Origin of the sequence: Corynebacterium sp. ACRQJ (assembly GCF_022346045.1) — a bacterium.
In the GTDB taxonomy this organism is placed as follows: Bacteria; Actinomycetota; Actinomycetes; order Mycobacteriales; family Mycobacteriaceae; genus Corynebacterium; species Corynebacterium evansiae.
The window spans coordinates 13516-35686 of sequence record NZ_JAKRMT010000018.1; the positions used below are offsets into that span (position 1 = coordinate 13516).

The 22171-nt window shown below is 64.3% G+C and carries 22 protein-coding genes; 10 read left to right on the forward strand and 12 right to left on the reverse strand.

The features are described from left to right. From MHX52_RS08880 to MHX52_RS08890, 3 genes are all read left to right on the forward strand, one after another. Complete coding sequence (locus MHX52_RS08880) at positions 1-909, forward strand: glycosyltransferase (RefSeq protein ID WP_035003584.1); 909 nt, start codon at positions 1-3, stop codon at positions 907-909. A gap of 188 nt (positions 910-1097) precedes the next feature. After that, complete coding sequence (locus MHX52_RS08885; RefSeq protein WP_049049002.1) at positions 1098-1820, forward strand: GtrA family protein; 723 nt, start codon at positions 1098-1100, stop codon at positions 1818-1820. Next, positions 1756-2433, forward strand: a complete 678-nt coding sequence (locus MHX52_RS08890; RefSeq protein WP_239317785.1) for a GtrA family protein — start codon at positions 1756-1758, stop codon at positions 2431-2433. Before MHX52_RS08885 ends, MHX52_RS08890 begins: the two co-directional genes overlap by 65 nt. Positions 2434-2915: 482 nt before the next feature. Here MHX52_RS08890 and MHX52_RS08895 read toward each other — a convergent pair whose 3' ends face one another. Together MHX52_RS08895 and MHX52_RS08900 are read right to left on the reverse strand one after the other, a co-directional pair. Beyond that, the gene (locus MHX52_RS08895; RefSeq protein ID WP_239317787.1) at positions 2916-4370 is read right to left on the reverse strand and encodes a hypothetical protein; all 1455 of its coding nucleotides are present in this window, start codon (positions 4368-4370) and stop codon (positions 2916-2918) included. Between the two features lie 24 nt (positions 4371-4394). After that, positions 4395-5216, reverse strand: coding sequence for a hypothetical protein (locus tag MHX52_RS08900; protein ID WP_239317789.1), 822 nt, complete (start codon positions 5214-5216; stop codon positions 4395-4397). Between the two features lie 36 nt (positions 5217-5252). Here MHX52_RS08900 and MHX52_RS08905 point away from each other — a divergent pair, with 36 nt between their 5' ends. The 3 genes from MHX52_RS08905 to MHX52_RS08915 all read left to right on the forward strand — a co-directional run bounded on the left by MHX52_RS08905 (position 5253) and on the right by MHX52_RS08915 (position 7866). Further along, positions 5253-5567, forward strand: a complete 315-nt coding sequence (locus tag MHX52_RS08905; protein WP_370642244.1) for a hypothetical protein — start codon at positions 5253-5255, stop codon at positions 5565-5567. Between the two features lie 110 nt (positions 5568-5677). Beyond that, entirely contained in the window at positions 5678-7090 is a 1413-nt protein-coding gene (locus tag MHX52_RS08910) for an FAD-binding oxidoreductase (protein ID WP_035003589.1), read from the forward strand. Between the two features lie 17 nt (positions 7091-7107). Next, complete coding sequence (locus tag MHX52_RS08915; protein ID WP_239317791.1) at positions 7108-7866, forward strand: decaprenylphospho-beta-D-erythro-pentofuranosid-2-ulose 2-reductase; 759 nt, start codon at positions 7108-7110, stop codon at positions 7864-7866. Between the two features lie 90 nt (positions 7867-7956). Here the strand turns inward: MHX52_RS08915 and MHX52_RS08920 are convergent, their stop codons facing one another. The 4 genes from MHX52_RS08920 to MHX52_RS08935 form a co-directional block, all read right to left on the reverse strand. Beyond that, positions 7957-9534 (reverse strand): DHA2 family efflux MFS transporter permease subunit, encoded by a 1578-nt coding sequence (locus MHX52_RS08920; protein ID WP_239317794.1) that lies wholly within the window; start codon positions 9532-9534, stop codon positions 7957-7959. A gap of 96 nt (positions 9535-9630) precedes the next feature. Then, positions 9631-10440, reverse strand: a complete 810-nt coding sequence (locus tag MHX52_RS08925; RefSeq protein WP_035003594.1) for a PspA/IM30 family protein — start codon at positions 10438-10440, stop codon at positions 9631-9633. Between the two features lie 177 nt (positions 10441-10617). Next, entirely contained in the window at positions 10618-11682 is a 1065-nt protein-coding gene (locus tag MHX52_RS08930; RefSeq protein ID WP_070488601.1) for a DUF6114 domain-containing protein, read from the reverse strand. Continuing rightward, on the reverse strand, positions 11672-12247 hold the full coding sequence (locus MHX52_RS08935) for a DUF6230 family protein (protein WP_049050577.1): 576 nt from the start codon (positions 12245-12247) through the stop codon (positions 11672-11674). Before MHX52_RS08935 ends, MHX52_RS08930 begins: the two co-directional genes overlap by 11 nt. A gap of 165 nt (positions 12248-12412) precedes the next feature. Here MHX52_RS08935 and MHX52_RS08940 point away from each other — a divergent pair, with 165 nt between their 5' ends. Next, entirely contained in the window at positions 12413-13471 is a 1059-nt protein-coding gene (locus MHX52_RS08940; RefSeq protein ID WP_239317797.1) for an NAD(P)-dependent alcohol dehydrogenase, read from the forward strand. A 23-nt stretch (positions 13472-13494) separates the two neighbouring features. Here the strand turns inward: MHX52_RS08940 and trxA are convergent, their stop codons facing one another. After that, the gene (gene trxA / locus MHX52_RS08945; RefSeq protein WP_035003598.1) at positions 13495-13866 is read right to left on the reverse strand and encodes a thioredoxin; all 372 of its coding nucleotides are present in this window, start codon (positions 13864-13866) and stop codon (positions 13495-13497) included. Positions 13867-14042: 176 nt separating this feature from the next. On the opposite strand from trxA, the gene MHX52_RS08950 reads away from it, so the two are divergent. Further along, complete coding sequence (locus MHX52_RS08950; RefSeq protein ID WP_239317799.1) at positions 14043-14501, forward strand: hotdog fold domain-containing protein; 459 nt, start codon at positions 14043-14045, stop codon at positions 14499-14501. Between the two features lie 35 nt (positions 14502-14536). Here the strand turns inward: MHX52_RS08950 and MHX52_RS08955 are convergent, their stop codons facing one another. The 3 genes from MHX52_RS08955 to MHX52_RS08965 are packed head-to-tail and all read right to left on the reverse strand — an operon-like array spanning position 14537 to position 16108. Then, on the reverse strand, positions 14537-14986 hold the full coding sequence (locus MHX52_RS08955; protein WP_239317800.1) for a CrcB family protein: 450 nt from the start codon (positions 14984-14986) through the stop codon (positions 14537-14539). After that, a complete protein-coding gene (locus MHX52_RS08960; RefSeq protein ID WP_255721525.1) occupies positions 14983-15510 on the reverse strand; it encodes a CrcB family protein in 528 nt (175 codons plus the stop codon). The genes MHX52_RS08955 and MHX52_RS08960 overlap by 4 nt, the downstream gene beginning before the upstream one ends. Before the next feature lie 52 nt (positions 15511-15562). Beyond that, on the reverse strand, positions 15563-16108 hold the full coding sequence (locus tag MHX52_RS08965; protein WP_239317803.1) for a YceI family protein: 546 nt from the start codon (positions 16106-16108) through the stop codon (positions 15563-15565). Between the two features lie 171 nt (positions 16109-16279). Here MHX52_RS08965 and MHX52_RS08970 point away from each other — a divergent pair, with 171 nt between their 5' ends. After that, positions 16280-16771: a MarR family winged helix-turn-helix transcriptional regulator gene (locus MHX52_RS08970; RefSeq protein WP_239317806.1), complete on the forward strand. Its 492-nt coding sequence runs from the start codon at positions 16280-16282 to the stop codon at positions 16769-16771. A gap of 102 nt (positions 16772-16873) precedes the next feature. Here the strand turns inward: MHX52_RS08970 and dnaB are convergent, their stop codons facing one another. Then, a complete protein-coding gene (gene dnaB / locus MHX52_RS08975; protein ID WP_070488593.1) occupies positions 16874-18445 on the reverse strand; it encodes a replicative DNA helicase in 1572 nt (523 codons plus the stop codon). Between the two features lie 435 nt (positions 18446-18880). Here dnaB and MHX52_RS08980 point away from each other — a divergent pair, with 435 nt between their 5' ends. Continuing rightward, positions 18881-20533 carry an NAD(P)/FAD-dependent oxidoreductase gene (locus MHX52_RS08980; protein WP_239317808.1) on the forward strand — a complete coding sequence of 551 codons (1653 nt, stop codon included), beginning with the start codon at positions 18881-18883 and terminating at the stop codon, positions 20531-20533. Positions 20534-20630: 97 nt separating this feature from the next. On the opposite strand, the gene MHX52_RS08985 is transcribed toward MHX52_RS08980, so the two are convergent. Continuing rightward, complete coding sequence (locus tag MHX52_RS08985; RefSeq protein WP_034985492.1) at positions 20631-21770, reverse strand: S1 family peptidase; 1140 nt, start codon at positions 21768-21770, stop codon at positions 20631-20633. Positions 21771-22171: the final 401 nt, after the last annotated feature.

Genomic DNA, 22171 nt, shown 5'->3' on the forward strand with positions numbered 1-22171 from the left:
ATGCCGCTGAGCAGGAAAGACACCGTCGCCGCAGTGATCGTCACGCATAATCGCGTGGAATTGCTGGAGGCCTCGCTGCGCCAGGTTGCAAACCAGGAGGGCGCGGAGGTTGCGCACGTGGTGGTTGTGGATAACGGCAACGACCCGGCGGTGCGCGAGCTGGTGGAAGCGGTGTGCGGGTCGCGGGGCCACTACGTAGGGTCCGCGACGAACCTGGGCGGGGCTGGTGGCTTTGCGCTGGGATTCCTGACCGCGCTTTCCCTGGGCGCCGACGCGATCTGGTGTGCCGACGACGACGGGCGGCCTGCCGACGCGCACGTACTGGCCACCCTGCAGGAGGTTGCGGAGCGCGAGGGGCTGGAGGAAATCAGCCCGGTGGTGTGCAACATCGATGCCCCGGAACGGCTGGCGTTCCCACTGCGCCAGGGGTTGGTGTGGCGGCGGACGCTATCCGAGCTGGAGGGTTCGTTCCTGCCGGGGATCGCCAGCCTGTTCAACGGCGCGCTGATCAGTGCGCGGGCGATGGAGATAATTGGCGTTCCCGACTATCGGCTGTTCATCCGTGGCGACGAAGTGGAGTACCACCGCCGCCTGGTCCGCAGCGGCCTGCCCTTTGGAACGTGCCTGACCTGCGCTTACCTGCACCCGGACGGGTCGGACGAGTTCAAGCCGATCCTCGGCGGAAAGATGCACACGCAGTACCCGGACAACGAATTCAAGCGCTACTTCACGTACCGCAACCGCGGGTACATCATGAACCAGCCGGGCATGCGCAAGCTGCTGCCGCAGGAGTACGCCCGCTTCGGATGGTTCTTCCTGGTGCAGAAGAAGGACCCGAAGGGGTTCGCCGAGTGGCTGCGGCTGCATGCGCTCGGTCGGCGCGAGCAGTTCCGCCGGCCGGGCCGCTAGCGCGGCTGCGCCCCCGAGGCACGGGCGGGCGCGAGTTCTAAGCAACTTTTTAAGCGCACACACCGGCCAGGATTTTCCCTTTTACCCGGTCACAGGCGTAGTCTTAAGTGACTATCGCGGTGCCCCGAGCAGCACTTGAGCAGCCCCCGAGCAGACTCCCGGCGCCGCCTAACACCACCTAACCGAGGATGAAGTTAGCCGAAGTGACCGTGTCCGAAACCCAGACCACCCCGAGCGCTGAGCCCACCAAGCCCGCTGAAGACGTTGGCGTCAATAAGAAGAACGCCGAAGGCGCAGCAGCCTCCCGCGCGCACCGCCGCCGCAACGTCGCGCGGCAGTTCATTCAGTTCGGGCTCGTCGGCGCGTCGGGGTTTGTGGTCAACCAGGCGATCTTCGTGCTGTCGAAGAAGCTCGCGGAGGCCGGCTGGGACATTCACGTGCAGGATGCCTTCCTGAACCTCCTCGGCACCCAATACCATTTCCGCTGGTACCACGTGTTTTCCGTGGTGGCGTTCCTGCTGGCGAACATCTGGAACTTCTGCCTGAACCGCTACTGGACGTTCCGCCACGAGCCGAAGCGCGCCTGGTGGAAGCAGCTGCCGCAGTTCATGGCCGTGGGCGTGTTCGGACTGCTGATCACGCTGGTGGTCTCGACGGCGCTGGTGAACCCCGAGTCGCCGATCGCTCTGCCGCACGACATTTTCGATAACTCCACGGGGCTGCGCACGCGCGCGTACTGGGGCAACTTCATTGGTGTGATCCTGGCGGTGCCGGCGAACTTCCTGTTCAACAAGCTGTGGACGTTCCGCGCGAAGCCGCGCGAGGCCAGCCGAGTGGTGCGCGTGGTTGAGCCGCGCACTGGCGGTGCTGGTTCTGGTGCCGGTGCGGGCGCGGGTGATGCGGATGTCTAAGCCTTCTTTTGATGACGCCCCCTCGCCGCAGCCAGGCACCGATCCCGCTGGGGCCGGGCACTCCAGTGGTGCCGGCGCTGCTTCCGGTGCCGCGACCGGCGCTGACAATTCCAGCGGGTCCCAGGCGGTTTCCGGCGCCGCTGCCGACGATGCCGCTGCCGGGCAGGGCGCGCGGGTTGGCGATAACTTTCAGTCTGAGCACACCACCCGGGCGCAGCGCATCATCCAGTCGCAGCTGGTGAAGTTTGTGCTGGTCGGAGGCTTCAGCGCCGTCGTGGACTTCGGCTCCACGGCGCTGTTCACGTTTGCGTTTGGCTTGAGCGATGGCGTGGCCAAGGCGCTGGGATTCGTGCTGGGCACTCTGACGGCATACTTCATTAACCGTCGGTGGACTTTCCAGGCGGAGCCGAGTGGGCGCCGATTCGCCATCACCATGGCTACCTACGGGCTGACCTTTATTGTGCAGTGGGGGCTGTACAAGGTGTCGATCCCGTGGCTCGAAGGCTTTGACCTGAATGCATTCTGGGTGCGTGCGATCAGTTTTGTGATTGCGCAGGGCACGGCGACGGTGCTGAACTTCCTGATCCAGAAGTTCCTCATCTTCAAGCGCTAGCCGGGGTGAAGCTTCAAGTACTAGCCGGGCTGAATCTCCAAGCGCTAGCCGGGCTGGCTGGAGGCTTCCGGAAGCCTCACCGGTACCCAAAATGTCGTTAGAACGGGAATGCGTGGCCGGCTAAGCGGTTCCGGGGGACTGCCTTGGGTCGAAATGTCGTTAAAACGGGAATGGGTTAATGGGAGCGGTTTGCAAATTAGCAAAGCCGCAGGTCAGGACGTTGTGGAACTTTGCGGAGGTCCGCGGGCGCCGACGTATTCCCGATCTAGCGACATTCCATTCCGTCAGGCACCCTGATAGGCCTGCCCTGACCGACGTATTCCCGATCTAGCGACATTCCATTCCGCTAGGCACCCTGGTGGACCTGCCCTGACCGACGTATTCCCGATCTAGCGACATTCTGACCAGCCGGACACCAGGCAAAGCCCGGCCAAGCTGGGCAAACTACAGCAGCCAGGCCAAGCCCGGCCACGCCAGCCAAGCTAGCGCTGCAGGACGAAGCGGTACATCTCCAAGCGGTCCAGCAGCGAGCACTGCGGAACCAGAGGAACCGCCTGGTCATCGGGCTGAGGCTCCCACTTGCACGCCCCCACCTGCGCCAAGATGCGCCCGGTCCGCCGCGACAGCCACTTGATCTCGCTGGCGCTGAGGGCGTCAGTACCCAAAGCAGTATCGGTCGGCGGCAGCTTCGCATCCGCGCGCGTGAAGCCGAGTGCCGACATGAAGGCCTCGCTGACCTCGTCGACCTCCGAATCCACCAGCGTGGACAGCGCGATGATCCGCGCCCACGCAGCTGCGCGCCCGATCTTGCTCTTCTCGATCGGCGCGTCGGCCAGCAGCTCGGCGGCGTGCTCGGTGACGTTCGCCGGCCGCTCCAAGTCCAGCGCCTGCAGCAGCGGAATGAACTCGTACAGCGCCCGCTCGTGCAGCAGTTCCCGCAGCTCAGGATCGGTTTCGGCGAGGATCTGCTCGACGGTATCCTCGCCCGCCAGCGCCACGTTCACCTCCGTGACATCCACGCGCGCCGGAATGCCCGCAGGGTGCAGGTGCGCGGCGAGTTCGTCCTCCGGATTCTTATTGACGCCACCCGCCTCAGCCGCATCCTCCTCCGCATCGGCAAGGAAGTCGGCGGCCAGGAGCACTGCTTCGGCATCCGGCTCGCCCGGCGCGTCGAAGGAAGCGTCGAAGGGGGAGCTGGTGGGGACGAGCTCGATTTCCTCGTGGCGGGTGGTGGTGTCTGTGACGTTGACGCTGAAGTCGTAGCGGCCTACCTTCAGCACGCCGATGGTCCCGCGGCGGAAAATGTCGCCGAGAGCAGTGCCAATGGAGTTTGCGCCCTTGGCGTAGACGCGCACGCGGCCAGCAGTGCGGGCGCGGAAACTCCAGGTTAGCTCGGTGGTGGTGTCGGCGCTGGTAGCAGTGTCAGCCGCGGGCGCGTCGGCGGCGCCAGTGTCAGCGGCAGAGGCCGCGCCGGCGCCGCGCTCCGCCCGCGCGACGTAGCGGGTGGGGTGCGCCTCGGGGACTCGGTTCACGGATTCGGGCCAGTCGAAGCTGGTGAGGATCGCGTCGGCGAAGTCGGCCACGCTCATGGCGCCGGAGACGCTGAGCAGGCGGGAGTACCTTCCCACGCCCGGGAAGTGGTGCTCCACTACCACGGTGAAGACTGTGGTGTGGGCTCCGTTGTTTCTGCTGGCCCCCACCCCCGGTGTGGACATAACCCCCAGGCTTTCCTGCACTTCCGCCCCCTCGGCGTTAGCTTCCGCCCCGCCGGCACCATCGCGCCGGGAGGTGCGGATCTTCGACAGGGAGATCACGCTCCCGCCCGCGATTGATGCATCTGCGGCATCCGCGCCGCCGTTCCCGTTCGCTCGCGCAGCAGTGGAACCGCCGGCTGATTCATAGCCCCCGGCGGCTCCAAAAAGCGATGAGCGATTCATGCACCTAAGCGTAATGGCGCCCGGCTAACCTCGCTGGGCGAGAACCAGCGGAAGCGTCTGAGCAGTCACAAACTCGCTGATCACAGGGCCAAGTCGGCGGACTCGCAACTTGTCGAATGCGTTGTACTGCGCGATCCAGCCGCGCAGCGCGGCGGCCTCTTGCAGCGCCGTCGCCACGGCCTCGCGCTCGGCCTCGCTTCCGGCGCACTCTGCTTCCCCTTCGCCCGCGCCCGCGCTTCCCTCAGCGCTTCCCTTCGCGCCAGCCTCATCGGCTCCCTCGCCTGCGCTACCACTCGCGGCGCCACCAGCCCCGCCGACCTGGCCACCCACGCCCGCCTCTGCCTCCCGGAACTCCGCCAGCGTACGGAAGCTCCCCCACGCCGGCTGCTTCTTCCCCGGGAACTCGGCGCTGAAGTACTGCTTGGCGGAGGTGAGGGCGTCATTAAGAGCAACCTCCGTAGCCTCCACATCAACCAGCGCAACATCGCTCGGCAGCACCTTCGCCGCCGCCTCGTCGCCCACAAACAGCACGGGATAGCGCAGCAGGGCGGCGAGCATGGCCGCGCGGTCGTCGGTCCCCTCGATCCAATCCGCGCTGGCGGCGAAGCCGTGGATGCCTGCGCCGTCGATCAGCCAGGCGCCGGAAAAGTCGCCGAGTTGCACGTCAGGGTCGGTTTCCACCTGCCAGATGGCGAAAGTCGGGTCGTCGGCGGGGCCGGCGGCGGCCACGACCATGATCGGGTCGTAGCGGACGGGCTCGGGCGCGACGGGAGCTGCGCCGGGGGCCGCGGTACTCGCGGCGACACCCGACTCGGTGGCAGTGCTTTCAGGGGCAGTTGTGCTCATCGCTATTGGAGGTTACCACCGACTATGATCTTCCCCATGGCTGTTTTTGATAGGTTCCCCGCCGCCGCGAAACTCTTCAAGCGCTCCAAGCTCTCCCCCGCCGAGCAAGAACACAGGAGTGCACCGGTGCGAGTCGGTGGCGTCGGTAAGGAAAGCAGCTACGAGGCCTCCACCCGCACGAACCTGCCGCTCAACGAGTTCATGACTCGCCTCATGGCCCAAGAACTGCCCATCCTCGACAGCACCAGCCGCCAGCGCGTGCGCGACATCCTGCGCGAATACGACGGCCCCACCATCACCGAGCCCGAGGAGCTGCCGGAGGAAATCCGCCAGATCATGGAGCTGTACTAGCCCTTTCTTAGTGACGCCGCCCACACCGCAACTGCGAAAACGCTGGCAACTTGAGCCCCACGCGGCGCCGCGCCCAGGGGTTGTCGCAGCCGGGCGCTAGGGTAGAGAACATGGAATTGCACACCAGCACTCGTACCCTCACCGGGTGGGGTCGCACCGCCCCCACGACCGCCGAAGTTCTGTCCACACAGGATGTCGATCAGATTGCCGCCGCCGTCGCGCGCGTGGCCGACGATAACGCGGATAAGCCCAGCCACCTGCAGCGTGGCGTGATCGCCCGCGGCATGGGCCGCAGCTACGGCGACCCGGCCATGAACGCCGGCGGGCTCGTCATCGACATGCAGCAGCTGAACCGTATCCACAGCATCAACCCCGATACCGCCATCGTGGACGTGGATGCTGGAGTGACCCTGGACCAGCTGATGAAGGCCGCCCTGCCCTACGGCCTGTGGGTGCCGGTGCTGCCCGGTACGCGCCAGGTGACCATCGGCGGCGCTATCGGCCCGGATATCCACGGCAAGAACCACCACTCCGCGGGTTCCTTCGGCAACCACGTCCGCTCCATGGAGCTGCTGGTGGCCGACGGGCGCGTGCTACACCTGACCCCGGAGGGCTCCGAAGACGACCCGGACGGCGAACTGTTCTGGGCCACCGTCGGCGGCATGGGTCTGACCGGCATTATCCTGCGCGCGACCATTGAGATGACGAAGACGGAGACCGCGTACTTCATCGCCGATGGCGATATGACGCACTCCCTGGACGAAACCATCGCCTTCCACTCCGACGGTTCGGAGCACAACTTCACCTACTCCTCCGCCTGGTTCGATGCAATTAGCCCGGAGCCGAAGCTGGGCCGCGCCGCGATCTCCCGCGGCTCCCTGGCCACCCTGGACCAGCTGAAGGAGTACGCGCCGAAACTGGCGAAGGATCCACTGAAGTTCAAGGCCCCGCAGCTGATGACCGTGCCGGATATCTTCCCGAGCTTCACCATGAACAAACTGTCCATGGTGGCCATCGGCGAGCTGTGGTGGCTGAAGTCCGGCGAGTACCGCAACCAGGTGCAGAACCTCACGCAGTTCTACCAGCCGCTGGACCTGATCGGCGAGTGGAACCGCGGCTATGGTTCCAAGGGCTTCCTGCAGTACCAGTTCGTCGTGCCGACAGAGGCCGTGGAGCCGTTCAAGGAGATCATCCGCGACATCCAGCGCTCCGGCCACTACTCCGCGCTGAATGTGTTCAAGCTGTTCGGCGAGGGCAACAAGGCCCCGCTGAGCTACCCGATGCCGGGCTGGAACGTCTGCGTGGACTTCCCGATCAAGCCGGGCCTGGGCGCCTTCCTGGACGACCTGGACCGTCGCGTGATGGAGTTCGGCGGCCGCCTGTACCTGGCCAAGGAGTCCCGCACCTCCGCCGAGAACTTCCACAAGATGTACCCCGGCCTGCCCGGCTGGCTGGCCACCCGCAAGCGCATCGACCCGACGGGGGTTTTCGCCTCCGATATGTCCCGCCGTCTCGAGCTTTAACCCGAAAGAGAGTCACAATGATTGATGCCGTTGGCAAACCCCAGTCCATCCTGCTGCTCGGCGGCGCGTCCGACATGGGCCTCGCCGTCGTCGAGGAGTTCCTCTCCCGCGGCCCCGCGCGCGTGATCCTGGCCGCCCGTGCTGGCGAGTCTTTGGATGACGCCACCGCACGCATGAACGCCGCCGGTGCCAGCGAGGTCGTACCCGTCTCCTTCGACGCAGTGGACTTCGATTCCCACCCGCAGGTTTTCGAGGAAATCTTCAGCCACGGCGACGTGGACCTGGCCATCGTTGCGTTCGGAATCCTGGGCGATAACGAGAAGCAGTGGACCAACCAGAAGCTGGCCGTGCAGGCCGCGCAGGTGAACTTCACCGGCGCCGTCTCCGTTGGTGTGCTGCTGGCGGACTACATGAAGAAGCAGGGCCACGGCCAGATCGTGGCGTTCTCCACCGTTGCAGGTGAGATGGTCCGTCGCTCCAACTTCGTCTACGGCTCCACCAAGGCCGGCCTGGATGGCTTCTACCGCATGCTGAACGAGGCCCTGCGTGGCACCGGCGTGCGCGTGCTGACCGTCCGCCCGGGCCAGGTGCGCACCAACATGACCAAGGACCTGGAGGACGCGCCGCTGACCGTGGACAAGGAAGACGTGGCTAAGGCCATCGCCAAGGCCGTGGATAACCGCAAGTCCCTGATCTGGGTGCACCCCCTGTTCCGCCCGATCATGCTGATCCTGAAGCACCTGCCGCTGCCGATCCTGCGCAAGCTGCCTCTGTAGCAGCCCCAACTCAGCGCAAAAGCGCCGCCCGCCTCTCGGCGCGCGGCGCTTCTTCAATCTGGGGCAGTTCTCCCGCCCCACCGGTAGGCGCTAGTTCTTCGGCGCTCCCGGGTGCGCGGAATCCTTCGCATCCAACTTCAAAAACGCCGAGGCCACCATCAGAACAACCGCGGCGAAAGCCGCCACCAAGAACGCCACGTGGATGCCCTGGCCCACCACCTGCGCTTCGGCCAGCGCAGGATCCGTGGCACCCAAGCTCGCCAACTCCTCCACATTGCTAGAGGCGTATCGCGCGGAAGCGAAGGTCATCACAGCCACGAAAATCGCTGTGCCCGCACCGCCGGCAACCTGCTGGAGAGTATTCAGAATCGCCTGCGCGTGGGAAGCCAAAGAGTCCGGAACGGCCGCCAGAGCGTTGGACATAAGGGGCGTCATCATCAAAGCAATGCCCAAGTTCAACACGACCGTAACAAGCATGAGCTGCACAAACGCCGGCCACGTGCCGGAACCAACCCAAGAAAACAGGTGCTCCGTCTGCTCCAGGGCGGCAAAGCCCATCATGCCGATAGTGATCAAGATGCTGCCCGGGATGATCAGCGGGCGGGTACCGCGCGCGTCATAGGCACGGCCAACCGCGGGCCCCAGCAGGCCCATGACCAGGCCGCCGGGCAAGGAAACCATGCCGGTCTTCAGCTCCGACAGGCCCGCAACGTTCTGCGCGTACAGCGGCATCAGAATGATGAAGCCGAAGAGCATGGAGAACGTAAACAGCAGCAACCCCAGCGAGAGGTTGTACTCGCGCACGCGCAACGGCTGCAGGTTCAGCAGCGGGGTGGCGTTCGGCTTAGAGCTGCGCTCCAGGGAACGCTGGCGCAGGAAGAACACCACCAGGATCGCCGCGCCCGCAGCCAGGATGATCAGGCGCTGCACCGGCACGCCATCGGCCAGCTCCGACAGGCCGGCCAGGCCGTACACCAGGCCCGCAAAGCCGAACGCGGAGAGGAAGACGGAGAGCACGTCCAGGGAAGGGCGGCTCGGCTCCTCGAAGTTCTTAACCAGGAACAGGCCCGCGACCAGGGCAATCAGCACCAGCGGGGCGACGAGAATAAAGATCCAGCGCCAGCCCAGAGCCTCCAGCACCACGCCAGAGAAAGTCGGACCCAGCGCCGGAGCCACCGCAATAACCACCGAGACCAGGCCGAACACCGCGCCGCGGCGGTTAATGGGGACCAGCCGGATGATGGTGGTCATCAGCATCGGGATCACCAGCGCCGTGCCGCTAGCCTGCACCACGCGCGCCAGCAGCAGGATCGGGAACGTCGGCGCCGCGGCCGCGAGCACCGTGCCGACCAGGAAGGTCGTCAGCGCCGTCGCGTAAATCGAGCGCAGGCGGAAGCGCTGCATGATGTAGCCGGTCATCGGAATGACCACGGCCATCGTGAGCATGAATGCTGTGGTCAGCCATTGCGCTGCATCGGCGGTGACGCCAAACTCTCCCATCAAAACGGGCAAAGCCACGGCCAAGGTGGTCTCGTTGAGAATCACCACGAAAGCCGCGGCGACAAGCACGCCGATCAGGAGCTTGGCGCCGGGCGCGGGCTCGCCGGGAGGGACGGAGTGCTCCGCGCGGTCGGAGTTGGTGGCGTCAGAAATAGATTCTTCAGACAAAAGTATCCCTCCACGATGTAAAAGGCGGGCACATCGGTGCACCCGCGAACCTTGGATACTTTACACCAGGTTTGCTGGTCGCAGAGGGTTAGCGGGTTAGCGCTCCAGCTCGCCCTGAGCCTCGCCAGTGCCATCGCCGTTGCCCTCGCCCTGCTCGAGGGCGTTCGCGCCGTTCGCACCGTTCTCGGCGTTCAGCTGGGCGCGGATTTCCTCCAGGCGGGAGCTGGCGCGCATGTCGTTACCAGCGGATTCAATCTCCGTCATGCGGCCCTGCACGGAGTTCTCGACGAGCTCCTGGCTGCCGAGCGCCTGGGCGTAGCGCTGCTCGATCTTCTCGCGCACGCTGTCCAGGGTCGGCACGTCATCGTTTTGCACCAGGCCATCCATCTGCTGCATGGAGTTCGCGGTGGCCTCCTGCATCTTGGCCTGATCCACCTGGGAACGCAGCTGGTTGATCTGCGCCATCTGATCCTCGAGGCGGGCGGCGGACTGCTGCTGTTGCTGCTGCGCCTGGCGGGCGGCCTCTTCCGCGCCGGAGTACAGCTGCTTGGTCTCCTCAAGCTGCTGCTCAACCGTGACCAGCTGAGATGCGAACAGCTCTGCCGTCTGGTTCAGCTCGTTGGCCTTTGCCTGGTCGCCGTCGGCCGCGGCCTTATCGGCTTGTTGAATGGCGGTGCGGGCGTTTCCCGCGAGCTTCTCCGCATCCTGCTGCAGGCGATTCATCTTCATTTCCAGCTGGTTACGGTTACCGATCACGCGGGCTGCGCTTTCGGAAATCTGCTGGTGCTGCTTGCGGGCCGCTTCCGTGGCCTGCTGGATCTGCACATGGGGATCCGCGTTCTCCTCGATCTTGGTGTCGAGGGACTGCATCAAGTATTTCCAGCCCTTAGAAAATGGATTCGCCATGGGGAAACTCCTGTGTCGGTATGTAGTCGGTACTTATTCGAGATGTAGTTGTTTGCTTAAGTTAACTGCATCCCAGCGTACTGACTTTCCGCGTGGCGCACGGGGCGAAAGCGGGAGCGGGGCTCCGCGCGGGGCACGAGGTGCCCGCGTGAGGCCGGTCGAGCTGTTAGCGCGCCGCTAGAGCGGGTACAGGTGAACCACCGGGGCATTCATATCCCGCCCGGTCAAGTGCATCAAGTCCAGCTTCACCTGTTTCAGGGAGACGACCTCCATCACCGGGTCCGGGATCGGCGCCTCGCTGGGCACTAGACCCAGCTGGTGCAGCACATCCCCAGCACCAGCGGAAATGTCCACCTTCACCGGCACCGTGGAGATCTCGGCCAGCGCGGGCACGGCCTCCAGGGACGTAGCCTCCACCACGACGGGGCCTTCGATCACGTAGGTCTCCACATCCGGGCCGGTCTGCATCAGCCCGTCGCCCCACTGTCCGGGCAGCTTGATCTGCAGGTTCTTGATCTCCAGCCGGTCGCCGGTGATGCGCAGCAGGTCGCGGCCGCCCTGCTCCGTACCCACGGAGTCCACGCCGACGCGCACGTTCCCCTTGAAGGTCACGTTATCTGCGGTGACCTGGCCGACGTCGCCCACGCGCGCTGGCTGCGCCACGCTGTACGGGGCATTCGCATTCAGGATGCCCACGCCGGTCGCGATCCCCACCGCCACCAGCAGGGCCGCCACGGTCGCGGAGTATCCGCCGTCGGAGCCCCTGTCGGAACGTGGCTCGCCCTCGGTATCGGCTTCGCTCTCGGCATCCTCGGCCTCAGTCTCGCCGCCGGCGCCGCCCCCGGAGCTCTTGCTCCGGGTCTTCTTCGGCTTGCGCTCCCCCGACTCCCACGCCAGGGCAAACGCCCCGCCGAAAATTCCCAACAGCGAGCCCAACAGGAACCCGCCGATATTGGAGGCCGGAAGCGCCACCAGCGATACCAAAATGGCGAAAACCCCCAGGTAGGGAGCCGTGGCAGGCTTCAGCCAAATCCCCAGTGCGAACATGATCTGCGCCGCGCCCAGGAAGAGCGTGGAAACCCCCGACAGCGTGGAGATCATCACCAGAAGGTCGGAAATGCGCAGCGTCAGATACGCGGGCGTCATAATCACAACACCCGAAAGCAGCACCAACAGCCCCGGCACGAACGGTCGGTTGCGGCGCCACTCGGCGAAGCGCGCTAACCGCCCTTTAGCAGGCATTCTCGGTTCCTCGGCGCACGCTCGCCTCCACTCCGGAAACGTTCAGCTGCTTCGCCCCAACCGACGTGGCAATGATCTTCTCCGCCACAATCTGCACGTCCTTCGAGTGCAGACCCCAGGCATCGTCCGGCGCTTCGGGGTTGACCTGGCTGGCGTCAATACCAAGGTTGGGGTCGGCCATCCGCAGGCTGCCCTTAATGTCGGTGGAGCCCACGATCAGATCGTCCGCATCAACGCTGTTCTGTCCGTTGGCGCGCAGCGAAAGGGTGGCCTCGCCAACGGCGGGAAGGTCCGGCACGGTTGTGGAAAGGCACAGGTCAGAAGCCTTCGCCTGCTTAATCTTCACGCGCGCTACGGGCAGGTGATCATCGCCCTTCGCATCGTTATCCATGAACAGGGAGAAATCCTGCCCGGACAGGCCGCCGATCGTCACGGTGAAGAAAGAGCCGGAAAGCGCCAAGTTCGCAGAGATTCCGCCCTTCGCCACGGCCATTCCGGTGCCAGCAAAGCCGACCAGCCCGGCGGTCAGCGCAACTGCGGCCTTCTTGCCGTTGATCCGTCCCATTTCGTGCCTCCTGTTGTAAAGCCCTTACGCATTATCCCCGCAGTGGCACCGTTGCGCGAATCGCCGTTCTTTTTATTGACGCCCTCTAGGCCGCGTCCGCCCGCGCCTCAGCGCAGGCCGTGCGAATCCGCGCTGCGCACGCGGGACCTGCGTAGCCTGGGGAGCATGGACGTTGCATGCTACTCAGCCCCCGGCGCCGGCAAGGCGCTGGAAAAATCCACCATTTCCCGGCGCGACCTGCGCCCCAACGACTGCCTCATCAAGATCCGCTGGGCGGGCATCTGCCACTCGGACATCCACACCGTGAACGGCGATTGGCCGCACGATAACTTCCCCATGACCCCCGGCCACGAGATCATCGGCGAGGTCACCGAGGTAGGCGCGGAGGTGCAGAACTTCCGCCCCGGCGATGTGGTCGGCATCGGCTGCCTGGTGGATAGCTGCCTAGATTGCGATGCCTGCCGCGAAGGCGACGAAAACTACTGCGAGAGCGGCTCGACCGGCACGTACAACGCGCCCGACCGCCTCGACGGCACGATCACGCAGGGCGGTTACTCCACCCACATCGTGTGTCGCGAGGAGTTCCTGGTCCGCATCCCGAAGGCCTTCGCCGACTTGGAGTCGGATGCGGCCGCGGCGGCCACTCCCCTGCTGTGTGCTGGAATTACTACGTATTCCCCGCTGAAGCACTGGGACGTGGGCGAAGGTTCCCGCGTGGCGGTCGTCGGCATGGGCGGCCTGGGGCACGTGGCGGTAAAGCTGGCCGCGGCGATGGGCGCGGACGTGACGGTCTTGAGCCACTCGAAGTCCAAGGAGGCCGACGGCCTGGCTTTCGGCGCCAGCCGTTACGTCGCCACCAAGGAGGAGGGCTGGCACAAGCCCTTCAGGGCGAGCTTCGACCTGATCATTAATACGGTCAGCGCCCCGCTGGATCCGGCGCCGTTTATTTCCACCCTGGCGCGTGGCGGAACGATGGTGATGCTGGGGCTGCCGCCGGAGAAAATGCAGATCAGCGCTGGTGCGCTGATCGGTAAGCGCCGTTCCGTGGCGGGCAGTGCTATCGGTGGTATCCGGGAGACTCAGGAGATGATTGATTTCTGCGCCGCCCACGGCATCACCGCGGAGGCGGAGGTCATCCCGGCAGAGGAGATCAACACGGCCTACCAGCGCGTATTGGATTCGGATGTGCGCTACCGTTTCGTCATCGACGTCAACACGTTGTAGCGCGCTCCGGGCGCGCTGAGCGCTTACTGCGCCTCGCCCTGCTCGGCCTCGATCTGCTTGCGAACCTCGTCCATGTCCAGCTCCTTGGCCTTAGCGATCAGCTCGTTAATGGCCTTGCCCGGCAGCAGGCCGGATTCGCGAGCCAGCAGCACGCCATCGCGGAACAGCATCAGCGTCGGGATCGACTGGATCTGCAGGGCTGCGGAAAGCTCCTGGTTAGCTTCGGTATCCACCTTGCCGAACACGGCATCCGGGTTCTCCTCGGAGGCCTGCTCAAAGATGGGGGCGAAGCGCTTGCACGGACCACACCAGTCTGCCCAGAAGTCCAGTACAACGATGCCGTCGCCCTGTACGGTTTCCTGGAAGTTTGCTCCGGTGATTTCAGTGGTCGCCATTTCTTTCCCTTCGGGTTGATTGCTTAGTTCAAAGCTTGTCGCTGCTTTGTCACTGCGCACCGTTTAAAGGGGCGCGTATGTTTTTCCAACATTACGCAACCCACGCTTTATTCCACGTTAGAGTTCTCACTATGTCTATTTATGACGCCAACGCGAATCCGTCTAGCACTTTCAAAATGTACAAGAATCTCGCGAAGAAGCCGTTTGGCAACGGTCTGTTTTCGCTGGCAGTCAGCGCTAAGGCGCCTTACTTCCTGACCGTACAACCGCGCCTGCAGGAGCTGCGACCGGGCTACTGTCAGGTGAAGTCGAAGAAGTGGTGGCTGTTGAACAACCACATCGGCACCTTCCACGCCATCGCGGCCTGCAACGTGGCGGAGTTTGCGATGGGGATGCTGGCTGAGGCGTCCATCCCCAACACGCACCGCTGGCTGCCACAAGGCATGCGCACGAAGTACCTGAAGAAGACGAAGGGCAGCCTGACGGCCACCGCGACGGCGGAACTGCCGGATTTCGAGAAGATCACCAAGGAGTCCGGCGGGCAGACCGTGACGGTGACGATCCACTTCGCCGACGACGAAGGTAAGGAATCCACCTACGCGGAGATCGACATTTGGGTGACCGCCAAGAAGTAGCAGATGCTAGGCGCTGCCGCGTAAATCGCGGCAGGTCAGGCGCCCGCGAGCGTCACCCCGCCCCAGAGCGCGGGAAAGAACACCGCGCAGCAGGCGGCGGTCATCGCCACCACGCCGACGATGCGGCGGGTGGGCAGCGGCCGAGTAAATACCTCCACCATTACCGTGGAAAACGTGGTGAACCCACCGGCCAGGCCCAGACCTACGAGGGGGAATAGGATGTCCTGGGTCGCGGTCGTCGCGCCGGGCGCGCCGGCGCTCACTGGCCCAGTCAGCCCGCCAATGCCCGCCGCGTGCTGTGAGGTGAAGCCAAGGACCAGGCCCAGCAGGGCGGTGCCGAGTAGGTTCACCACCGCCAGACTCCACAGGGGCGCCCAGCCGCGCCGGGACTTCAGGTAAGTATCCAGTCCATAGCGGGCGGCCGCGCCCGTTCCGCCGCCGACCGCGACGGCCAGCAGTTCCACGAAGGTTGCTCCGGTGCTCATCGCGTGCCCCTATCCCCCGGCGCGGCCTCAGGGTCAGCACCGGCGCCGCTGGCTACTTGGGCTGCACTGCCCCCGTGCCGTAGCCGCGCCAGCTCATTCAAATCCCGCCCGAGGCGCAGCCCCATCGCAGCCGCAAGCAGGCCAAGCACCAGCGTGACCAGTCCGTAGGCTCCCCCGATGAGGACGGCGGTAGTTGAGTCGGTGGGGGCGTCAATAGCCGCAGCGAGCGAGCTAAACGACGTGAAACCGCCGAGCAGCCCCGTGCCCCAGAACGCGCGGCGCGGGTGGGCGGAATCCGGGATCATGCCGACCAGAAGGCCCAGCAGGAGTGCTCCCAGGACGTTGACCACCAGCAATGCGATGTCCCCGAGGGAAATTCCTCCGGCGACGTTCAGCGGGGCTGCCGCTCCGGGGACTCGCGTAGGGTCGCCGAGCGCGGGAATCCAGACAGTTAGCGCCCAACGAAAAACCGCCCCCAGCGCGCCGCCGAGGAAGACCAGGGCGACGGGCGGGAGGCGTTTCATGGGTGCAATATTACCCAGGCAACTGGGTTAGGCGGCCAAGCGGCCGGGCGAGTTAGGCCTGCTTAACGGCGGAGATGTCGAAGTTCAGGGTGATCTTCTCGGAGACGAGCACGCCGCCGCCGTCGAGGGCGGTGTTCCACTCCAGGCCGAAGTCGCGGCGGTTGATGCTGGTGGAGCCCTCGAAGCCGACGCGGGTCTGGCCCCACGGGTCCTGCACCTCGCCGGTGAAGTCGAACTCGATGGTGACGGACTTCGTGACGTCCTTGATGGTCAGGTCGCCGGTGACCTTGATGGCGGTCTCGCCGGCGGCGGTGATGTCCGTGGAGGTGAAGGTGATGTGCGGGTACTTCTCCGTCTCGAAGAAGTCGCCGGAGGTCAGGTGGCCGTCGCGGTCAGCGTTGCGGGTGTCCACGCTGTTGACGTCGATCTTGACGTCGATCTTTGCGCCCTCCAGGTTCTCGCCGGAGGTGGCGGTGCCCTCGAAGTCGGTGAACGCGCCGCGAACCTTGGTGACCATGGCGTGGCGGGCGACGAAGCCGATCTCGGAGTGTGCCGCGTCGATCTGGAAGTTGCCGGAGTAGTTGTTGACGTTGGTCATGTTGAGGCTTTCGTTAAGTCTCTGGGTAGATATTTCGGTTGGTGTTCTCGATTGGTGTTTTCCGTTGGCGTTCTCAGCCAGTGTGGTGCGCTCTATGCGGCGCTGGCTCCTACCCTACACACTTTTAGTTGATGTATCATCAATATTGACTGATGTGCGATAATGGTGCACATGACACAAGAAAACACCTCTTCTCCGCAAGATGCGGATGCCAACGCGGGAACCCCGTGGCTGAGCAGCCGCGAGCAGCAGGTGTGGCGAGCGTGGCTCAACGCCCACATCCAGATCAATGCCGAGCTGGCGCAGCAGCTGGCAGCGGAAACTTCCCTATCCCTGTCCGACTACGAGGTTCTGGTGCATCTTTCGGAATCGCCGAACCACCAGCAGCGAATCGTCGCGCTGGCGAACATGATGCAGTGGAGCCGTTCGCGCCTATCGCACCAGATCACGCGCATGTCGAAGCGCGGTCTTGTGCGCCGCGAAACTTGTGACGCCGACGGGCGCGGGGCCTTCGTCGTCCTTGAACCCGCAGGTCTCGACGCGATCACTACTGCTGCGCCCGGCCACGTGGCGAAGGTGCGCGGGCTGGTGTTTGACCGGCTGACCGATACGGAAGTTGAGCAGTTCTACTCGATCCTGGCGAAGCTGAACGAACAGCCTTAGGCGCGGCGCGGGGCAGCGCGCGACCCGCCGCCCGCCGCGCGCCCCGCCTCCGGGGGGGCGCGGGGCGCAGAAGCACCAGCACGCGGATGCCCCGCGTGGGATTTAGGGCATAGGGCTGATGTCGCGGGCCATGTCGGAGAACTTGGAGAACTGCAGCTGGTTGGCCACCGTCACCGTGCCAATGGGACCACCACGGTGCTTAGCGAGGATGATGTCCGCCTCGCCCGCACGCTCGTGATCCGGGTTCTGCGAGTCCGGGCGGTTGATCAGCATGACCATGTCGGCATCCTGCTCCAACGAACCAGATTCACGCAGGTCAGAGACACGCGGAAGCGCATCGTCGCCGCGGGACTCCACGCCACGGTTCAGCTGCGAGATCGCAACAACCGGCACGTTGACCTCCTTGGCCAACAGCTTCAGCTGGCGGGAGAACTCAGAGACCTCTTGCTGGCGTGATTCCACTCGCTTGCCGGAGGACATCAGCTGCAGGTAGTCCACCACGATCAGCTGCAGATCCACCTGCTGCTTCAGGCGGCGTGCCTTCGAGCGGATCTCCATCATCGTCAGGTTCGGCGAATCGTCGATGTAGATCGGCGCGTCCTCGATCTCGCCGATGCGCACGGTCAGGCGGTCCCAATCGTCGTCGGTCAGCTTGCCGCCGCGCATGGAAGCCAGGCGCACCTCCGCCTCTGCAGAGAAGATGCGCATCATGACCTCGGACTTGCTCATTTCCAGGCTGAACAGCGCCGACGCTTTGCCGTGCTGGATCGACGCCGAACGCATGAAGTCCAGCGCCAGCGTGGACTTACCCACACCCGGGCGGGCCGCGACAATCACCATCTGGCCGCCGCGCAGGCCATTCGTCAGGTCATCCAAGTCGGCAAAGCCGGTGGGGATACCCATCTCCACGCCATCCTGGCTCTCCAGCTGCTCGATCTCCCCCACAGTGGAGGCCACCAGTTCCGCGAAGACCTCGTAGTCCTCCTTCGCGGCATCGTTGGTGATGGCGAACATCTCCTGCTGCGCGCGGTCCACCACGTTATCCACGTCCGCACCCTCGGTACCCGCATAACCCAGCTGCACAATCGTGGTGCCTGCTTGCACCAGGCGGCGCAGCGTGGCCTTCTCCCGCACGATCGAGGCGTAGTAGCCGACGTTTGCCGAGGTCGGAGTCTTCTGGACGACACTGTGCAGGTAATCAGCGCCGCCGATGAAGCTCAGCACGCCATCGCGGTCCAGGCGGCCACTGACGATGACCGGGTCTACTTCCTTACCCTCGCCGTACAGCTGAAGTATGGCGTCAAAAATAGTCTTATGCTTCGGCACGTAGAAGTCGTCGCCGACGAGGACTTCCACGACATCCGCGATGGCGTCCTTATCCAGCATCATGCCGCCGAGCACGCCCTGCTCGGCCTCCGGGTTCTGCGGCATCTCGCGGACGATCTGCTGAGAGCCGCCGTGACCGCCCTGGCCACCCCGACCCCTCCGACCGCCCTGGAAACCCCCGCCGCGACGACCGGAAGACTCGAAGCCGCCCGCTCCCCCGGCGCCCGAGCCAGCGCCGAAGCCACCTCCCGAGCCGGCGCCGAAGTCGCTGGGACCGCCGAAATCGTCGAAAGGTTCCTCCGGCAGCGGGGCGCCGTCGTCGAAGTTCATGCCTGCATTTTCGCTCATGCCGACCACTTTAATGGCAGCGCGGGACAACCCCTAAGCGGCAATACAGAACAAGTTATCCACAGGCTTTGTGGATATACCTGTGGAGGAAATGTGCATAACCCCCAATCCCCCAGGATGGCTTGTGGATAACTTGTGGATAGCCAACGCTCTCACCTGCACGTTTCCACGTTTGCGCAGGTCAGAGGCGTGTGACTAGTGTGAAAGCTTCTCTTTTCATCGGTGGATAACCTGGGGATAAACAAACCCGCAGGCCAGGCGATCGCGCTCATACAAACCCCCAGGTCGTCCAAATCCTTAAACTATTCACACTTTATTCACCGCCATAACCGCGTTCATGGCTATAAGCCCACACCCTTCATGTTCGGTTTCCTAAGCGGAAGTAAAATATTGGTTTTCCTACACACTGCACGACCTTGGAGTACGGTGTGCCTCATGAATTCCACACCCACCGACCCAACCACCAGCTCCTCCATCTCAACCCTCCCCGCACTCACGGAGGCTACCGCCGAGCGCCCCCTCGACCTCCTCATTGTCGGCGCGGGGCTCTCCGGCATCGACATCGCCTACCACGTAAACAAGAACTTCCCCGGCTGGAACTGGGCCGCCGTGGACTCCAACTACGACGTCGGCGGAACCTGGGCCACCTTCCAATACCCCGGCATCCGCTCGGACTCCGACATGGCCACCTTCTCCCTCCCCTTCAAGAAGTGGCCACACAAGGGCACCCTCGGCTCCGGCAAGCAGATCCGCGACTACTGCCGCGAAGCCGCCCAGGAAATCGGCATGCTCGACCGCCTACAGCTATCCACCTGGGTCGAATCCGTGAACTTCCACACCGACCGCGGCCTGTGGGAAGTCACCATGCGCGTCGGCCGCACCGGCCACGCCAACTCCGAAGGCACCGACGGCTCCGACTCTGCCGCTTCCGCCAACCCCGAGCAGCCGACCATCACCACGTGGACGCGCCGCCTCCACTTCGCCACCGGATACTACCGCCATGCTGAAGGGTTCACGGCGGAGATTGAGGGCGTCAACACCTTCGAAGGCACCGCCCTGCACCCACAGCAATGGCCCCGCGACCTCGACGTGCGCGGCAAGAAGGTCACGGTGATCGGCTCCGGCGCGACAGCAATTACGCTGGTCCCGGCGCTGCACTCTATGGGCGCGGAGGTGACGATGCTGCAGCGCACCCCCACCTACATCGCGCCGCTGCCGGAGACAGACACGATCAGCTCCCTCGTCGGCCTGGGCTTAAGCACCGAGCCCGGCAAATTCGGCCACCGCCTGGCGCGCACCCTGCACATCGGCCGCGACATGGCGCAATACCACCTCTGCCAAACCTTCCCCAGCATCGCGAAGCTGGTGTTCCGCGGCTGGAACCGCCTTTACCTGCCCGCCGACGAGGTCCGCCGCAACTTCACTCCCCCATACGGCCCGTGGGACCAGCGCGTCTGCAAGTCCCCCGGCGGCGATTTCTTCAAGGCCGTGCGCGGCGGGGCGAAGGTCGTCACCGACCACATCGAGCGCGTCGACGCCGGCGGGGTGCGGTTGCGCTCCGGCGGGTACATCGAGGCTGATGTCTTGGTGATCGCCACGGGACTACAACTTCTTGCTTTTGGTGACGCCAACTTCTCAGTCGATGGCGCCCCAGTACCCACCGAATCTCTGGTGGCTTATCGTGCCATGATGGCTAATCGACTGCCGAACTTCTCCTACACCATCGGGTATTTGAACCAGTCGTGGACTTTGCGGGCGGACATGACCTCGCGGTACTTGGTGCAGCTATGGAAGGACATGGACTCGCGAGGCGAGCAGTGGGCGTGCCCGGTTCTACCCGCCGGCGAGCCCGCTGACCTGCCGCTTCTGGAGATGTCCAGCGGTTATATCCAGCGCAGCGTGGGGACTCTGCCGCGCCAGGCCGCTGGGGATCCGTGGCGGATGGAGCACGACTACATCAAGGAGCGCCGCACCTACACCAGCGCGGACAATACCCACGACATGGCCTTCGGCACGGATGCGCTGGAGGCGGCGGCGCCGCTGGCCGCCGGTGAGGGCGGCGGAGGCGCCGCCAAGCTGCGGGTTTAACAGCTGCGCCGGGTGATCCCAGCCGGGCGGCCAGGGGGTGATCCCGGCCCGGCGGCCAGGGGGTGCCGGGGTGCTGGTGACTACGGCGGCTGGTGGGCTAGCCGTGGAGGGTTAGGCCCCAGTGCCGCATCGCGCTGGCGATTTCCATTCCGCCGCCGAGGGTTTTGTTGTAGTCGCTGACCCGCGAGACCACGCCAAGCGCCCATACCCCACTTCTGTCCACGGCAAAGATGGCGCCGCCGGAATCTCCGCGATCCATGATGTTTCTAAAGTAGAACTGGCCTGCCTTGTCCACACTGACGAACACTCCGCAGGAGTACCCGGTGGTGGCACCGAGGCGGCAAATCTCCATGTTGCGGCGCTCGGCCTCCTGCGGCGTGATCCAGCCCTTGAGCTTGGTATTCATAGGCAGTGCGGAATCGACGTATTGCCTGACATTTGGGTAGAGCTCGATCAATCCAATGTCTGCACCAACGATGCCCTGGCCATGACGCTCCACGTAGGATTCCACCATCTCCCCCACCCGGAGAGTATTGCCACGTGAATCGCGGATGTCGAACTTATCCCCCTTGTTTCCGCAGTGACCTGCGGTAACAATGAATACCCGGTTGTCGCGGGAGGCGATGAATCCCGTCGAGCACGAGGAGCCATTCGTCCGGTTCAGAATCATTCCGCCGGGGACGACCTTGCCCGGCGCTTCCAGGAATTGCCAGTCCACCTTGTTGTGGTAGGTAATTCCCAGGTTGTCGTCGCGGCCGGCCCGGCCGGCGCCATCGTTGTCCGGGTCCAGGCGGTTCGGGTCTACCTCCGTTTGTTGCGAGCGGTTTCTGGAGGAATCGACGCGGAAGTTCTCCTGCGGGAAATCGAAGTTATCCACCTTTGTGGTGGATCCGTCGGTTTCGCAGTCGAAGTGGAAGGCGCCGGAATAGTCGTCGTTGTACAGCGAGCCCTTGAGTGGACCGTCGAAGTCGTCGTCGGACAGGTGTGTCTCGGAAACGTCCGTTGCGTGCACGAAAAGCTTATCGTGCGGAATGTTGTTCTTGTTGAGATCCTTCTCAACGGCCTTCTGGCAGGCCTCCGCGACATCGTAGACGCTGAGGGCTTTGGAGTCCGAGGAGCCGTCCGCCCCGCCGGAGTCTGAAGAGCTAGGGGAAATGGAGACGCCCGAATTGGAACATCCGGCGAGCGCGAGGATGGAGACTAATGCCAAGCTGCGAACCAGCTGAGTTTTCTTCACAGAGCTATCCTGGCACATTCGGCTGGCTAAGCAAGTGGAATTCGGCAGCTCAGGTGGCGAAATTTCGGCGCCCGGGGTGCTGGTGGCTCGGCACCCCGGGCCCCTGTTCCCCGACCCCGGGCCCTGCTCCGGCCCTCGGCTGCCAGTTCCGGCGGCCCGGGGCCATAAATTCTGAGCCCTGCCCCCCTGTTCCGGCCCTCGGCTCCCAGTTCCGGCGGCCTAAAGCCATAGTTTCTGCGCCCTGCAGCTGGAAAATGTCGTTAGAACGGGAATCCGGGGCGGTTGCGTCCCTTAGTGTGGTGTAACGCTTGCTGATGGTGGGTCCCGGAAAGTAGTGGGCGGCCACCGCCAGTTAGCCTTTCGACTCAACTACCACATCTCACCGAAAGGCCTATGACGAT

What these genes read in the sequence shown, in the direction of transcription:
- MHX52_RS08880 (WP_035003584.1), top strand. Translation starts at nt 1, where the DNA reads ATGCCGCTGAGCAGGAAAGACACCGTCGCCGCAGTGATCGTCACGCAT.
- MHX52_RS08885 (WP_049049002.1), top strand. Translation starts at nt 1,098, where the DNA reads ATGAAGTTAGCCGAAGTGACCGTGTCCGAAACCCAGACCACCCCGAGC.
- MHX52_RS08895 (WP_239317787.1), bottom strand. Translation starts at nt 4,370, where the DNA reads ATGAATCGCTCATCGCTTTTTGGAGCCGCCGGGGGCTATGAATCAGCC.
- MHX52_RS08900 (WP_239317789.1), bottom strand. Translation starts at nt 5,216, where the DNA reads ATGAGCACAACTGCCCCTGAAAGCACTGCCACCGAGTCGGGTGTCGCC.
- MHX52_RS08905 (WP_370642244.1), top strand. Translation starts at nt 5,253, where the DNA reads ATGGCTGTTTTTGATAGGTTCCCCGCCGCCGCGAAACTCTTCAAGCGC.
- MHX52_RS08910 (WP_035003589.1), top strand. Translation starts at nt 5,678, where the DNA reads ATGGAATTGCACACCAGCACTCGTACCCTCACCGGGTGGGGTCGCACC.
- MHX52_RS08915 (WP_239317791.1), top strand. Translation starts at nt 7,108, where the DNA reads ATGATTGATGCCGTTGGCAAACCCCAGTCCATCCTGCTGCTCGGCGGC.
- MHX52_RS08925 (WP_035003594.1), bottom strand. Translation starts at nt 10,440, where the DNA reads ATGGCGAATCCATTTTCTAAGGGCTGGAAATACTTGATGCAGTCCCTC.
- MHX52_RS08930 (WP_070488601.1), bottom strand. Translation starts at nt 11,682, where the DNA reads ATGCCTGCTAAAGGGCGGTTAGCGCGCTTCGCCGAGTGGCGCCGCAAC.
- MHX52_RS08935 (WP_049050577.1), bottom strand. Translation starts at nt 12,247, where the DNA reads ATGGGACGGATCAACGGCAAGAAGGCCGCAGTTGCGCTGACCGCCGGG.
- MHX52_RS08940 (WP_239317797.1), top strand. Translation starts at nt 12,413, where the DNA reads ATGGACGTTGCATGCTACTCAGCCCCCGGCGCCGGCAAGGCGCTGGAA.
- trxA (WP_035003598.1), bottom strand. Translation starts at nt 13,866, where the DNA reads ATGGCGACCACTGAAATCACCGGAGCAAACTTCCAGGAAACCGTACAG.
- MHX52_RS08950 (WP_239317799.1), top strand. Translation starts at nt 14,043, where the DNA reads ATGTACAAGAATCTCGCGAAGAAGCCGTTTGGCAACGGTCTGTTTTCG.
- MHX52_RS08955 (WP_239317800.1), bottom strand. Translation starts at nt 14,986, where the DNA reads ATGAGCACCGGAGCAACCTTCGTGGAACTGCTGGCCGTCGCGGTCGGC.
- MHX52_RS08960 (WP_255721525.1), bottom strand. Translation starts at nt 15,510, where the DNA reads ATGAAACGCCTCCCGCCCGTCGCCCTGGTCTTCCTCGGCGGCGCGCTG.
- MHX52_RS08965 (WP_239317803.1), bottom strand. Translation starts at nt 16,108, where the DNA reads ATGACCAACGTCAACAACTACTCCGGCAACTTCCAGATCGACGCGGCA.
- MHX52_RS08970 (WP_239317806.1), top strand. Translation starts at nt 16,280, where the DNA reads ATGACACAAGAAAACACCTCTTCTCCGCAAGATGCGGATGCCAACGCG.
- dnaB (WP_070488593.1), bottom strand. Translation starts at nt 18,445, where the DNA reads ATGAGCGAAAATGCAGGCATGAACTTCGACGACGGCGCCCCGCTGCCG.
- MHX52_RS08980 (WP_239317808.1), top strand. Translation starts at nt 18,881, where the DNA reads ATGAATTCCACACCCACCGACCCAACCACCAGCTCCTCCATCTCAACC.